Annotated in this window: 12 protein-coding genes; 4 read left to right on the top strand and 8 right to left on the bottom strand. The window is 63.4% G+C overall.

Annotated features, from left to right (window positions below):
• Positions 1-440: 440 nt before the first annotated feature.
• From QRN52_RS07795 to hisD, 7 genes are all read right to left on the bottom strand, one after another.
• Positions 441-1,415 carry a cytochrome b/b6 domain-containing protein gene (locus tag QRN52_RS07795; RefSeq protein ID WP_284752157.1) on the bottom strand — a complete coding sequence of 325 codons (975 nt, stop codon included), beginning with the start codon at positions 1,413-1,415 and terminating at the stop codon, positions 441-443.
• A gap of 25 nt (positions 1,416-1,440) precedes the next feature.
• Positions 1,441-2,424 (bottom strand): electron transfer flavoprotein subunit alpha/FixB family protein, encoded by a 984-nt coding sequence (locus tag QRN52_RS07790; RefSeq protein ID WP_284752156.1) that lies wholly within the window; start codon positions 2,422-2,424, stop codon positions 1,441-1,443.
• A gap of 31 nt (positions 2,425-2,455) precedes the next feature.
• A complete protein-coding gene (locus QRN52_RS07785) occupies positions 2,456-3,226 on the bottom strand; it encodes an electron transfer flavoprotein subunit beta/FixA family protein (RefSeq protein WP_284752155.1) in 771 nt (256 codons plus the stop codon).
• 108 nt (positions 3,227-3,334) lie between these two features.
• Positions 3,335-4,186, bottom strand: a complete 852-nt coding sequence (locus tag QRN52_RS07780; protein WP_284752154.1) for an alpha/beta fold hydrolase — start codon at positions 4,184-4,186, stop codon at positions 3,335-3,337.
• Between the two features lie 753 nt (positions 4,187-4,939).
• A complete protein-coding gene (locus QRN52_RS07775) occupies positions 4,940-5,713 on the bottom strand; it encodes a FadR/GntR family transcriptional regulator (protein WP_234754926.1) in 774 nt (257 codons plus the stop codon).
• Positions 5,714-5,885: 172 nt separating this feature from the next.
• Positions 5,886-6,632 carry an SDR family NAD(P)-dependent oxidoreductase gene (locus QRN52_RS07770; protein WP_284752153.1) on the bottom strand — a complete coding sequence of 249 codons (747 nt, stop codon included), beginning with the start codon at positions 6,630-6,632 and terminating at the stop codon, positions 5,886-5,888.
• A gap of 34 nt (positions 6,633-6,666) precedes the next feature.
• Positions 6,667-8,007 (bottom strand): histidinol dehydrogenase, encoded by a 1,341-nt coding sequence (gene hisD, locus QRN52_RS07765; RefSeq protein WP_284752152.1) that lies wholly within the window; start codon positions 8,005-8,007, stop codon positions 6,667-6,669.
• Positions 8,008-8,139: 132 nt separating this feature from the next.
• Between hisD and QRN52_RS07760 the strand changes: the two genes are divergently transcribed.
• Together QRN52_RS07760 and QRN52_RS07755 are read left to right on the top strand one after the other, a co-directional pair.
• Positions 8,140-9,141 (top strand): LacI family DNA-binding transcriptional regulator, encoded by a 1,002-nt coding sequence (locus tag QRN52_RS07760; protein WP_284752151.1) that lies wholly within the window; start codon positions 8,140-8,142, stop codon positions 9,139-9,141.
• A 333-nt stretch (positions 9,142-9,474) separates the two neighbouring features.
• On the top strand, positions 9,475-10,752 hold the full coding sequence (locus QRN52_RS07755) for an MFS transporter (RefSeq protein WP_284752150.1): 1,278 nt from the start codon (positions 9,475-9,477) through the stop codon (positions 10,750-10,752).
• Between the two features lie 25 nt (positions 10,753-10,777).
• Here QRN52_RS07755 and QRN52_RS07750 read toward each other — a convergent pair whose 3' ends face one another.
• Complete coding sequence (locus tag QRN52_RS07750; RefSeq protein WP_284752149.1) at positions 10,778-12,070, bottom strand: acetyl-CoA hydrolase/transferase C-terminal domain-containing protein; 1,293 nt, start codon at positions 12,068-12,070, stop codon at positions 10,778-10,780.
• A 114-nt stretch (positions 12,071-12,184) separates the two neighbouring features.
• On the opposite strand from QRN52_RS07750, the gene QRN52_RS07745 reads away from it, so the two are divergent.
• Positions 12,185-13,351 carry an acyl-CoA dehydrogenase family protein gene (locus QRN52_RS07745; protein ID WP_284752148.1) on the top strand — a complete coding sequence of 389 codons (1,167 nt, stop codon included), beginning with the start codon at positions 12,185-12,187 and terminating at the stop codon, positions 13,349-13,351.
• A 29-nt stretch (positions 13,352-13,380) separates the two neighbouring features.
• A complete protein-coding gene (locus QRN52_RS07740) occupies positions 13,381-14,376 on the top strand; it encodes a PDR/VanB family oxidoreductase (protein ID WP_284752147.1) in 996 nt (331 codons plus the stop codon).
• Positions 14,377-14,516: the final 140 nt, after the last annotated feature.

Here is a 14,516-nt window from a genome sequence, read left to right as displayed (position 1 = left end):
GCGAAACCCGCTAAGTACCCCAGCGGTCAGCATCGCCCCTCTGGTCACAGGCGCCAGTGATGCCTACCCCCAACGGGGGCGTTTTAGGAACCCGTGTGGATTTGTTGTGGCAGCAGCCAGTTGGTGAAGATGCAATAGAACCCCGGATCTCTCATCGAGTTGGTCCAATTCGGCAGTTCTATTCGTGGCGGAGGTTACCGTCCCCGCTCAGGGATCCAGTCTTTCTCCTCGTATGCGCGTCGATTTTGTCGCCCGATTCGACCGGGAGGAGCTGATCCGACCCGTATCCCAGTTGGCTCACAGAGCCCGGTGTGCTGCTCGTTGCTTCGTTGTCCGATGCCTACCCGCGATTCGGCTGCCCGTAACCCGCTTCCAGGTTAGAACAAGGGCCGCTTATAAAGCGCGAGAACGAATGTTTCTTGGCCCGAGCGATGCGGCGTTTATCGCGTCACCTTGCCGGTGAGGGTCGCGACGGGCCGCAGGAAGAGCGGGCGTGCCAGGAACCAGGACGCGCTCATCAAGGCCAGCGAACCGGCGAACATCCAGAAGCCGAGCCAGCCGGCGTCGTCCCGTGCAGCGTACATGTGGTTCAGGTTTCGGAGTGCCCCTGTGGTGAATACCAGGACCACGTGGATGACGATGAACAGCACGAAGAACAGCATCGTCGGGTAATGCAGGGCACGGGCCATCTCGATCGTGTACGCCCTGTTCAGCCGGGCAGTGTGCTGGGGCCATACGTTGGACATCCGCAGCCCGGTGGCGATCGCCAACGGCGCTGCGATGAACACGACCGCGAAATATGAAAGCAACTGCAGCGCGTTGTAGTTACTCCAGCCACTCTCCAGCGGCCAGTCCAGGGACGCATACTGCAACGCCGCCGACAGCGCGTTCGGGATGACGTTCCAGCCTGTCGGCACAATCCGCAGCCATTGGCCCGTGGCGAAGAGCATGATGAAGAAAACAATCCCGTTGAGAACCCACAATGCGTCCAGGCTCAGGTGGAACCAGAGGTCCAGGCTGATCTTTTTCGGCGGGTTCTTCGTTTTGATTAGGGCCTTGTTGTTCCGGGTCCAGTTCGCCTTGGGCCTGGCGGTGGTGCGCACCAGCCAGCCGGAACGGACGATCAGCAGGATCAGGAACGCGTTGAGGAAGTGCTGCCACCCCAGCCAGGCCGGCAAGCCGAGCGGGGTCGACGCGGGCAGCTCGGCCTGCCCCGGATACGTCGTCAGGAAATCCTGCATAGGTCCGAGGGTGCGCAGCCACCTGGCCAGCAGCACAACCAGCGCCAAAACTACGACGGCAGCCGCACCCGCCAGCACCGCCCGCACCCACCCGGGCCAGGCCGGCTTCCTTGGCTTCCCGGACTTAGGCGACGACGGCGCGGACGTCGAGGGCATGTTTGTTGGCGAGGACATTTCGGTGGCTTCCTTGTTTGAGCGGTCAGCGGCTGGCGGAAAGCTGGCGGGCCTCAACGGCCGCGATCAACTGGGGAACCACGGTGAACACGTCGCCGACAATGCCGAAGTCGGCGACGTCGAAGATCGGGGCATCCTCGTCCTTGTTGATCGCCACGATGGTTTTGGACGTTTGCATCCCGGCCCGGTGCTGGATCGCCCCGGAAATACCCAGCGCGATATACAGTTGCGGGGATACTGCGACGCCCGTCTGCCCCACTTGGTGCGACTGCGGTACGTAGCCGGCATCGACCGCGGCGCGGGAAGCGCCCACTGCCGCGCCTAGCGCATCTGCAAGCTGCTCGACAAGGACGAAGTTCTCCTTCGAACCAAGCCCGCGCCCACCGGAAACCACTACCGCTGCCCCCCGCAGGGCCGGGCGTCCGGAATCCACGGTCGTCGCAGTTGAGGACTCGATTGTCGCGAAACGACCGGGACCATTCTCCGCCGCCATGCTGACGGCGTCAGCATTCACTGCCGCTGCTCGGTCGTCGATAGCCCCCAGGCGCAGTGTGATGATCGGCAGTCCCCCGTCGACTGCCGACTCGGTGGTGTACGCGCCGCCGAACACCGAGTGCGTGGCAATGACGCGATCCCCCTCGGCGCGCACGCCGACTGCGTCGATCAGCAGCCCCGCGCCCGTTCGCACTGCCAGGCGCGCGGCGACCTCACGGCTTTCGACCGTGTTGGCCACAAGCACCGCTGCAGGTGAAAGCACACGTACGGCATCCGACAACGCGTCCAGGTCCGGGGCAGCCAGCAACTGGCCGGCCCTGTCGGATTCATAGATACGCACGCTGGCCGCGCCCAGGGCACCGAGTTCGGTGGCCAGATCGCCGCCCGCCCCGTGCACGACGGCGGCAACCGCCACCGGGGTGCCCAGCAACGAGGCCGCACCGAGCAAGGAGGCTGCGGTGGATTTGGCCCCGCCCGTGTTCGTGGTTTCGATCAAAACAATGACATTGGCCATCGGAAATGTCCCTTCGAGTTCTTGTAGAGGTTCAGATGAGCCGGCCGGCAACAAGGAAATCGGCTAGTTCGGCGGCGGCATTGCCCTCGTCGACGACTTTCCGGCCCATGGCCCGAGGCGGGCGCCCATTCGCGGACACCATGACGCTGCGAGTGGGACTGAAGCTTCCTACGCCGAGATCCGATAGCCCGAGGGTTTGCAGCGGCTTTTTCTTCGCTTTCAGGATTCCCTTGAAATTCGGGAACCTAGCCTCGGCAGCACTCTCTGTCACCGAGATCACCGCCGGCAAATCTGCGCTCACCGAGAGTGTGCCGCCTTCGACCCCGACCAAGCCGCTCACGGAACTCGACGTGATCGTCGCCGTGCCCAAGGAGGGCAGCAGGGGCAAGCCCAGCCGCTCCGCAACCATCGCCGGCACGACCCCGCCGCGCCCGTCGGTGGACTCATTGCCGGCCACCACCAGGTCATATCCGGTCCAGGACAACGCCGCTGCCAAAGCCGCGGAAGTCGCGGACGCGTCAGCCCCGGCCAACCCGTCGTCTGCGACATGGATCGCCGAGTCCGCGCCCATCGACAACAGTTTGCGCAGCGACTTCGTGCTCTGCGCCGGACCGACGCAGAGCACGACGACCTCGGCATCCTTGTTCTCATCTTTGAACCGCAGGGCCACCTCGAGGGCACGCTCGTTGATCTCGTCCGGTATCCGGTCCGAAGCCACCCGGTCCAGCAGGCCCGTCTGAAGGTCCAATACCCGCTCCTCTTCCGTATCCGGAACTTCCTTCGCCAAAACAACGATCTTCATGTTGTTCTCCTCGGTCCTTCCCTCATTGCAAATATGGTGGATGTGCGGATGGCACCGGCACGCAAAAGTAGTCCATGTACGTGAGCATCTCGACGAGGCTGAGCTCACTCATCGTTGCTCGCCTTCCGCGAAGAAGTCCAGGAGGGAGTCGGTGAATTGTTTGGGTTGCTCGCGGGGGATGTAATGGCCGGTCTCGAACCATTCGACCCGCACGTCGGGCATGACCTGCTGAAGACGGTCGATGATCGGCTGGTCCAGGACGTTGCTGGTGCGCCCGATCATGTACAGGGTCGGCATGGCCGCCTTCGCCGACATCTCCCACAGGTACTCGACGTCGGGCAGGCTCACCGAGCCGGTGATCCACTGCAGGTCCGGGTCGGCCTTGGGCACCAGCTTGCCCGCCCAGTTCCGGCGCACCTGGTACTTCACGTGCAGGTCGATGAACTCCTCGACCCACTCCGGGTGCTGCGCCACGTAGAACTCGCGCACCTCGTTCTCGTCACGGAAACCGCGCAGGTTCGTGTTGCGCGCGATGAAGTCCCGCATGAACCGCGCACCCTCCACGCTGGTCGCCGGCCCCGCATCCGATAACGCCATCCGCCGCACCTGCCCGGGGTTCTCCCCCGCGATCGCGATCGAGACACGCACCCCGTTGGAGTGCCCGACCAAGTAGTAGGGTCCGATGCCCATCTGCCCGAGCAGCCCGGTGACATCACCGGCGAACGCCCGCACCGCGTAGCCCTGCGGGGACCAGCTGCTCTCCCCATGACCGCGCAGGTCCGGGGCAATGACGTGGTACTTCTCCGCAAGACGGCGCGCGATCGGATCCCAGGTGTGGGCGGTGACGTTCAAACCATGCACCATCACCAGCGGCTGGTTCCCGCGCTTGCCCCATTCCAGGTAATGGATGTCCAGGCCGTTGACCCTGGCCCGGCCTTCTTGATACTCGTGCGCAGTCACAGTGCTCCTCTTTGAGTTGGTCCGGGCTCAACACGCCCGGCAGACCAGCAATTCCATCCTAACTATATGTATGAATCGGATATTTGTCACCCCTTCAGACCACACCCTGCCAACACCCCGAAGCTCATGGCGAACACGCATAACCCTTCAACCGGCCTGTAAATCAGACGGTGTTTCCCGCCTGACGCGGCACAACGGGGATCGGGGGGAAAGTAGTTTTTGGATATGGCGCATGGAACCCTTGGAACCACTAAAGCGAGTAAGCCACCCCTGATGCGTCTGCCAGGTGCCGTGTGGCCAGGTGATTGAAATCGTCCTCGCAATTGTTGCGCTCGTTCGCGCAGGCGCCGTTAGAACCGCACGTTGGGGTTCGCCGAGGAATTGCGTCGACCCGGGGCACTCGCCGTCCTCGGCCGAGCAGCGCTTCTGTCTTAGGCTTCGCTGCCCGGCCTGCACCTAAGGCATCGGATCAAGGGCATGCATGCTGATGGTGAAGCCGTGCGCCACCGAAAGGGGCGACCCTGGAGGATCTCGCGAAACTCTTTGAGAAATTACAGGCGGTCACTCGGTCATGGAACCATGAGTGGGAGGAATTCAGCCCGTTCCTGGACTTTGACTCGGAAAGCCCGCCGCAGTCTGCTGCACCATCTCAATTGAGTTGTTGAACGCCGACACCGCTAGCCGGACACGGAAAACTTACTGAACAAAACCGCCGGAAAGCAGGCAAATGAAACAGATCCGGGGGAATAACACCTAGGCCCAGGTGATCCGCGACGCGACAAAGCCCGGGGAGGCGGCCTTTATCTGCTCGAAGTGGGTGCGGAAGTGTTCGCGTGCGAGGCGTTCGGCGAGGTCGGCGTCTCCGGCAATGACCGCCTCGCCAATCGCGGCGTGTTCGTGGCGAATCGTGCTGTCGGTCGTCTTCTCGGCGAGGCCGATATTGACCAGTCGTGACGTGTACATCTCCTTCAGCGCCGTGGCGAGTAGATTCAGCACAGTGTTTCCGGTGCTCAGCGCAAGCGTGTAGTGAAAGTCATTGGCGCGCTCCACGATGATGCTGGGCTCAGCACCATCCCCTGCTTCACGGTCCAGCGCTCGGCGAATCTGCTCCGCGGATTCCGGCGTGAGTGATTCAGCGGCTTTGCGCGCGACAAGCGGCTCGAGAAGGAGGCGCGCCTCGGCCAGTTCTTCAAGCGTCGCCCCGCCCAGATTGAGATAAAGGGAGAAACTGCGGCTGACATCGCGCGGGTTGACGCGTAGAAGCACGGGGCCGCCACCGGGGCCCGAGCGCAGGACGATCAAGCCAAAGGTCTCGAGGATGCGCAGCGCCTCACGCAGGGAGCCGCGCCCTACATCGAAATGCTCGATCATCTCAGCCTCGTTCGGCAACCGGTCCCCGGCCTGAAGTTCCCGCTCGATGATTAGTTCCAGGATCGCCGAAGCGACGCGTTCCGACGTCTTGACCTGGCGACCTAGAGCGGTCGGCGATGCATCCGCAGTCCAAAGGCTGGACGTTGAGGTTTTCATGCGATTCAACCTATCGATAAGGGGGTATTCCTACCATAATATTCCCGATCGACGATTGCTTGACCATTTCCTCGTCGGCGAAGTGTCATCCGCCGGTCCTGCGGTGGACGCGACGCTCCCGGTATGTTGTTACACACCCACGGCGGGCCGGTCGGATGGGTGCGGTAGGAACTCAGTGGATGGTATATCCGCCGTCGACGAGGATCGTCTGGCCCGTGATCAGAGCGGCGGCATCGCCGAGCAAGAAGGCGACGGCTCCCACGACGTCGTCGGGTTCACCGAAGCGGCCCAGCGGTATGCGGGCGAGCAGGATGGCGGCGAAGTCCGGCCGGGAGAGCGTCGATTCAGTCAACTCCGTACGAATGAAGGTGGGTGCCACTGTGTTGACGCGGATACCCAGGTGCCCCCACTCGAATGCCATGCTTCTGGTCAGCTGAATGACGGCTGCCTTGCTGGAGCTGTATGAAACGCGATCTTCGATGGCGACGATGCCCGCTTGGGAACCAATGTTTACGATCGACCCTTTGATTCCCTCGACGGCCCAATGCTTCGCGATGGTTTGCGACAGAAAGAACAGACCTTTCGCGTTCAGCTGATGAACTTGGTCCCATGCCTCAGGGGTGACCTCGAAGGCTGGCTGCGGCACGTTCACCCCCGCGTTGTTGACGAGGAGGCTAATTCCTGCGCCCTGGGCGTGCAGCCGCTGGATGACAGCGGCGGCCTCGTCGATATCTGTCACATCCAGCACCACCGGCGACGTTCCGTAGCGCTCAGCGATCTGCTCGGCCTCTGCAAGTACCCGGGAAGTGCCATAGACGGTGGCTCCCAGTTCGTTCAAGCCGTCGGCGACCGCCCGACCGAGCCCGCGGCCGGCCCCGGTGACGAGGACGGCGCGGCCATCGAGTCGAAAAGAGAACATAGGAGCCTCCGATCCATGGGTGGGCGCCAAGGACTTAGCCTTTCCGTGCGGCAGACTGCGGCATCCATTCGAACGCGTCGCCCCGGTACTTGGCCACCCGCACGTCACCCGAGCGCGCGTGACCCTCAAAGCGCTCGACGCGGGCGGCGCGGCCCGTGATCTCCCCCAGCATGGCACTGGATTCTTCGTTGCGCACCTCCTGGTAAGTGACGGTGCGAAGAAACTTGCCGACCCAGAGCCCGCCGGTGTAGCGGGCTGCACCTCGGGTGGGAAGTACATGGTTCGTGCCAATGGTCTTGTCACCGTACGACACACACGTCCCTTCGCCGAGGAAGAGGGCACCGTAGTGGCGCATCTTCTCCAGCGCCTCCCGAGGCTGTGCGGTCATGATTTGCACGTGCTCGAACGCGTAGCCGTCGGCCAGCGCGTACGCCTCGTTGAGGGTATCGACGACGTGCACCTCGCCGTAGTCCCGCCACGCCGCTTCCGCGAAGTCGCGAGTGGGCATACCGGGCAAGAGCCGATCAACGTGATCGATCACGGCACGGCCGAGATCCTCCGAGGTGGTGATGAGCACGGCCGGGGAATCGGGTCCATGTTCGGCTTGCGAAAGTAAGTCGACGGCGACGACGAAGGGATCCGCGTGCTCATCGGCGACGATGAGCACTTCGGTCGGCCCGGCGAACAGGTCGATGCCGACCTCGCCGAATAGCTGGCGCTTCGCTTCGGCAACAAAGGCGTTGCCAGGTCCTGCCAGCATGTGCACGGGGTCGATGGTTTCGGTGCCCACGGCCAGGGCCGCTATCGCCTGGACGCCGCCAAGGATGTAGATTTCGTCGGCGCCGGCGAGGTGCAGGGCGGCAACAGTGGCGTCCGGGATGCCGCCGTCGATGGGAGGCGTAGCGGCGGCGACGCGTTCGACGCCGGCGACCTTGGCGGTGACCACGGTCATGTGCGCCGAGGCGAGCAGTGGGTAGCGGCCGCCCGGAACGTATGCGCCGATGGTGGTGACTGGCACGTTCTTCTGACCCAGAAAGACGCCGGGGAACGTTTCAACCTCGAATTCTTGGAGCGAGGCAAGCTGATGCTCGGCCATGGTGCGCACCTGGGTCTGCACGAAGCGGATGTCGGCGAGCACCTGTTCGGGCACGCGGGCCATCACGTCTGCGATCTGTTCAGCACCAAGGAGGAACGATTCCGGTGCCCACGCATCGAACTTCTGTGAGTATTCGCGTACGGCGACGTCGCCGCGGTCGCGGATATCGGCAATCACCTCCTCGACGGTGTTCTTTACCTTCGGATCAGAGCCGGCCACGCGTTCCCCGGCGGCGCGGGTCTTGAGGTCTAGGGAGGTTGATGTGAATGGGGCGCTCATGGATGTCCTTTACCGGTTCATGTTCGGAGAGTTTGAATATGTATACGTATACATCATGAAATGGCAGTGCAGCAAGACTGTAAGTTGATGAGGACAAGACCGTAGGTTGATCACGAAAGGACGATCGAAACGATGGCAGCGACAAGCCGTGACGTGGCCCGCGAGGCCGGCGTCTCGCAGGCGACCGTGTCGCGCGTGCTCACCGCCGGGACACCCGTGAGCGAAAAAACGCGCGCCCGTGTCATGGACGCCATGACGCGCATCGGCTATGTTCCGAATCGTGCTGCGCGCACCATGAAGACCGGTCGCACCGGGACCATCGGGGTCGTCGTGGCCGACCTTGGCAACCCGTTCTACCCACAGCTTCTTGAGGCGCTCAGCCGCAGCCTCGATGCCTCCGACCACCGTATGACCGTATGGGTCTCGGACGGGGGCAAGAATCAGGCCGCCCTTGACGCGATCCGGGAGGGGACCGTGGACGGGGTGATATTCACCACCGTCACCGAGCACTCCCATGAACTGGCACGGGCGCTCGAACAGCGAAGCCCCCTCGTGCTGGTCAACCGCACCGTCGAGGGCGCCGATTGCGATCAAGTCTCAAGCGCCAACCGGCAAGGCGCCGGCCTGATCGCCGACTACCTGGTCGCCCACGGGCGCACCCGGACCGCATTCATCGGCGGAACTCCCTTGGCCAGCACCACGGCGCAGCGCCTTGGAGGCTTCTCGGACCGTCTGGCCCGACTCGGTCACCCCCTCCCCGACGAACTCGTCGCTCACGGCGCGTACACGCACGAAAGTGGATGCCGCACCGCCGCGCGGCTCCTCCGCCTGAACCCGGACATCAACGCCCTCGTGTGCAGCAACGACCTCCTCGCCTTCGCCGCCCTCGACACAGCCAAGGCCGCCGGCATTCGTGTGCCCGAAGACTTATGGGTGATCGGCTACGACGACATACAACAGGCGTCCTGGCAGTCGCTGAACCTCACAACAGTGCGGCAGGACGTGGCGCAATTGGCGGCGGAGGCAACCCGGCTGCTCTTGGCCCGGCTCGACGACCCTGACCGCCCTGCGATCCGCGTCGAACTCGAGCCTACCCTCGTGGTGCGCGCCTCAAGCGCGTTCGCACCCGCCTGACTCGTCGCGTTACTCACGCCCGCAGCCGAGCGCTCCCGGGAACAGATTGACCGCTCTGTTCCCCGGGAACAGATTGAACACTCTCTAGTGCCCGGGTGAGTATCCAAATACTTGATCGATGCGCATCAGGATATCTATAATCATAGTTAGTCGTTTCCGGATCCGCGCGCTGTCTCCTTGCCAGCTCCACGCCAACGCGTGGCGGACCGACACGAACCTGGAATCAGGCATCACCGACAGGAAATCCCATGACGCATTTCTCGCTTTCGGCGCGGCCGGGCCCACATCAGAGTCCGAGCAGCGGTGGCGACGTGCTGTGGGATTGAGGTAGCGGTGCCGCGCTCCACCAGCCGTGCCGGCGTCACTGTCGGTGAGGTGCGGGCCGCCTCCGCGGGCGTGATTGCGCTTGCGGCGGTGTCAGGCGTCCGGTTCAGCTACGGCGTGATTCTGCCCGGCCTGTCCGATCAGTTGAATTCGACCGTACTTGTGCTGGCGATGCCTTTCACCGTGCACTGGCTGGTGTTCACGTTGACGGCGCCACTGGCCTGGCGGGTGTTTGCACGCTATGGAACCCGGTTCATGTTCATTGCCGGCGGGGTGTTGTGCGGGCTGGGGATGGCAGCGGTTCCTCTCGTGACGTCTCCCATCGAAGCTACCCTGACATACGGAATCCTGGTTGGCTTGGGGACGCACGGCCTGGGACAGATGGCCGCCAACCATCCCGTACTCATGATCTCGGATCAGAGCCGGCGGGACCGCCTCTTCGGCGTGGTGGCCTGTGGTGCCCCTGTCGGCACGGCCGCATACCCAGCGATCAGTGCACTCGTCACCGACGCCACCGACTGGAGGATGGCTGCCGTCGTCGTTGGCGCAACGGTGCTGGTCACAAGCTTGCTCGCGGCAAGGCTCCTGCCCTCCCGCTACCCCCGCCGTGGACTGGTGCCCGGCGTGAATACCGCGACACGGGCTCGGGCGGCGGCTCCGTGGCGCGAAGCGTCCTTCCTGCTGCTGTGCGCCGCATTCTTTACTTCACTGCTTGTGCAGACGGCCGTACCCATCCTCCTGCCTGTCTGGGGAGCAGGCCAAGGCTTCAGCGCGACACAGCTCGCCATAGCGTTCACCATCATGGGCTCTGCCGGACTGGTTGGACGCTTCGTGATGCCGGGAGCCGGATGTGTTTTCGGTCGCCAACTGTGGGCTGTCGTGCCCGTAGGGCTGCTGGGAGTCTCCGGCTTCGCTGTCGCTGTCTTCGCCTCCAACGAGTGGTGGTTGTATATCGCCGTCCTCCTGCTCGGATTCAGCACGCCCGTCTTCGGCGCCCTCTTCGCCATCGCCACTCTGGCCTGTTTCCCACCGGAACGTTATGCGCAGATCAGCGGGGCACTTCTCGTGCCCGTCGGGATCGGCGCCGCAATATCTGGACTGATCCCCGGCCTCGCCGACAACCATACCGTCCCGTTTGCCCTGATCTGGCTGCTGCTTGCGGGCATGCTCGCCAGCGGCTCAGTCCTCTTCCTCGTCGCCGAGCGGGTATCCCCCGTGTACCGCGCTCAATTGGCGGTGTCAGTTAGTTCCCGCGAAGGTGTGGACAGGGGACGGGCACTGTTGTGAAGCACCCCACCGACGACTCACGGCATCAGTTGCCGACTGATGCGCACAATCCGTCGCGATCCTCCGGGTGCGCGATCGCGATCAGTGCCCGGGCACGTTCCTCCAGGCTCTGCCCACCTAACTCCGCAATCCCCCACTCGGTGACGACGAAGTCAACGTCGCTAGCCGAGGTAGTTACCGGGGTCAGCCCCGCGAGCGACTTGACGATGCGGCCAAGTCCTCGCCCACTCCGGGACGGGAGCGCGATGACGGATGCCCCGCCCACACTCTGGTGGGAAGCTCTCGTGAAATCATGCTGGCCCCCTCCCACTGCCACTTTGACGCCGCCCACCCATTCGGCATTGACCTGCCCCGAGAGGTCCACACTAAACCCCGAGTTCACGCCCCACAGCTTGTGTTGTTGCGCGAGCCGGAAGGGGTCATGCGTCAAGCTCACGGGGTGCAAACGTATCGTTTCCGGCCAGGCAGCGGCACCAGCGTCCACCGCCAGACCGGTGGCGACGTTCAGCCCGGGATCAACCGTTTTCGAAACGGCAGTATAGGACCCTTCTACAAGGTATTCGCGCAGCGACCAGGGAAGAATTCCGGAGTGGATGCCGATGCCGGGCCGGGTGGCGAGGGCGCCGATCAGCGCGTCGGCCACACCGCCCAAACCCACCTCGAGGGTGGCATCGCCGGGGATCAAGCCCGCCACAAGTTCGGCAATCCGATCACGCACCGGTTCCGCAGCGGCTGCCGCGACGACAGGGCTGACTGCGGCGCTGTCGTCGGAGACGGTGACAGCATCGGCCCACCACTCCGAGGGGGTCGGGAACAATCCCCCCATATACTCCCCAGCGGGTGCAACCTCGACGGCGAGGCGAACCTCGCGCATAGCCGCGAGGGTAGGTGTGAAGCCCACGGCATTGCCGAGTTCAAAGCCCCCGACGCCCCGAGCGACGCGAACCGCGTAAACATCGCAGGGAATGACTCCGGAGGACAGTAGGCGATCGGTCTCCCATAGCGACACAGGCAGGCTGTCGACGAGGTGGGCGAGTGCCAGCGGCGCACCACCCGCGAGCATCGTGATGCGCAGTCTTCCAGATCGCAGGTCGTCCTCGGCGTTGTCGTCAAGAAAGGCAAAGCGGGCGGTCAAGTCCGATACGTAGAGACTGACCCGGATTTCCCGGCGCCGCGCCTCACTCAGCAAGGTCGCGATCAGGCGTGTCGGCTGTTGGGGGGACATCGCTGATACGAGGTTCAAGTGGTCCTTGCCGTCAAGGATCTCGGCTGCCGCCCTCACATAAGCCCGGCCTTCACGTGCCTGGTGTCGCGTCATTGCCACAATCTCCCGTCCGTGCGCTTCCTCTTGCACAATCTCATGATGTTCATCATAATTATATGCATCAATAGTCGTGGGGCATAGATGTCCCGAACCCGAGGAGCCAAAGGCATGACCGAACTCACTGAAGAGCAGGAAGACCTCGTCGGACTCATCCGAACCTTTGTGGACAAGCAGGTCCTGCCGGTGGCATCAGGCTTTGATCACAAAGATGAGTTCCCCGAAGAGCTCGTTGAGGCCATGAAGGAAATGGGGCTGTTCGGCATCACGATCCCGGAAGAGTACGGCGGCCTGGGACTTGATGTCTTCACCTATGCCTTGGTCATCAAGGAGCTCTCCCGCGGATGGATCTCGCTTTCAGGTGTCATCAATACCCACTTCATGGCGGCATGGATGATTCAGACCTTCGGTACCGAAGAGCAGAAGCGGCGCTATCTCCCGCGCATGGCCACCGGTGAGTTGCGCAGCGCCTATTCGATGACCGAACCGCATGCAGGCTCCGATGTCCAGGCGATAAGCACCCGGGCACGCCGCACCGGGGACGACTACATCATCGATGGCCAGAAGATGTGGGCCACGAACGGATTGCGCGCCGGAATGGTGATGATCCTCGCGGTGACCGACCCCACGGCCGAGCCGCGGCACCGCGGGATGACTGCTTTCATTATCGAGAAAGATCCTGGTGTGCAGGAACAGCCGGGCATCACGGTACCCGGGCAGCTCAAGAAACTGGGGTACAAGGGGGTAGAATCCACCGAGATCGTCTTCGACGGCTTCCACACTCCGGTCAGCAGCGTTCTCGGCGGCGAAGCCGCGGTAGGCAAGGGCTTCAAGCAGTTCATGGCGGCTGTCGAACTGGGCCGCGTCAACGTTGCCGCGCGGGCTGTGGGTCTGGCAACCTGCGCCCTCGAACAGTCCATCAAGTACGCCAACGAACGCGAAACGTTCGGCAAGCCGATCGCAAAGCATCAAGCCATCCAGTTGAAGATCGCCCAGATGGGCACGAAAATCAAGGCTGCGGAACTGCTGATGCTTGAGGCTGCAAGGCTCAAGACCACCGGTGCCCGATCCGACCTCGAAGCAGGCATGGCCAAGTTCTTCGCGACCGAGACCGCAGCCGAGGTCGCCCTTGAGGCGATGCGTATCCATGGCGGTTACGGCTACTCGCAAGAGTTCATGGTCGAGCGGCTCTACCGCGACGCACCTCTCCTGATCCTTGGCGAGGGAACCAACGAGATCCAGCAACTCGTCATCGCCCGCCGCCTCCTCGAAGGCTGACACTCACTTCACACCAAGGAAGTCGCACAATGACCACCACGCATACCGAGTCCCGCGACCGCGGTGCGGGAAGCACCGCCCACGAGATCCTCACGCTCAGGGTTCTCGAGCGCCATAACCAGTCCGACGGCGTAATCGCGCTGACACTCGCGCACCCCGATGGGCGGCCGCTGCCCGAGTGGACTCCAGGGGCACACATTGACGTCCACGTGGGTCAAGATGCGGTCAGGCAGTACTCGCTGTGTTCTGACCCCGCCGACAATACCCGTTGGCGGGTGGGCGTCCTGAACGTCGCCGACGGGCGGGGCGGCTCGCGCCTCCTTCACGAGACGGTACATGCGGGCAGCACGATTCAGATCGGTACGCCCCGCAACAACTTCGGGCTCGCCCCGTCCCCGCGCTACCGGTTCGTTGCAGGTGGCATAGGCATCACCCCGATTCTGCCCATGCTCCGGCAGGCAACACGGGACGGCGCAGACTGGACCCTCGTGTACGGTGGCCGGTCACGTTCCTCAATGGCCTTCCTCGACGAACTTGCCCCATACGGTGCCCGGGTGCAGTTCGTGCCGGAAGACATCGACGGACGCGTCGATTTTGCATCGTACTTCGCCGAGGTGCAGGCTGACACGCTCGTTTACGCGTGCGGGCCCGAACCACTGCTGCGCGTGGTCGAGGGCGCGACGGAACACTGGCCGGAAGGTTCCCTGCACCTGGAGCGCTTCGCCCCGAAGGTTGTCGAGCATCACGCGGATGCGGCCTTCGAGGTCACTTTCGAGCTCAGCGGCGTCACCGCCACCGTCCCCGCCGGCAAGTCCATCCTGGAGATCGCAGAGATTAACGGCATTTCCATCGACTCCTCCTGCCGTGAAGGAACCTGCGGGACCTGCGAGACCTATCTCCTCGAGGGCGACGTTGACCACCGGGACTCCATCCTCACCTCCGCCGAACGCGCCGACAGCGAGAGCATGTTCATCTGCGTCTCACGCGCCAAGAGGGACTGCCCGCGGCTCGTCCTCGAACTCTGACAGGGCAGCCGCGGTCGATTGCGAGGTGCGATCATCGAGACCGCACTACCCTTGACCCGGGCGGCAACAACGGGGGCATCAGCAACACGCTCGTCCTAACCGATTTCGAGCACCACAGAGCGACTGCCGCGCTCCCCAGC

This window comes from Arthrobacter sp. efr-133-R2A-120, from assembly GCF_030209835.1.
In the GTDB taxonomy this organism is placed as follows: Bacteria; Actinomycetota; Actinomycetes; order Actinomycetales; family Micrococcaceae; genus Arthrobacter.
The sequence above is the reverse complement of the archived record's forward strand: the minus strand, read 5'-3'. Positions and strand labels throughout refer to the sequence as shown.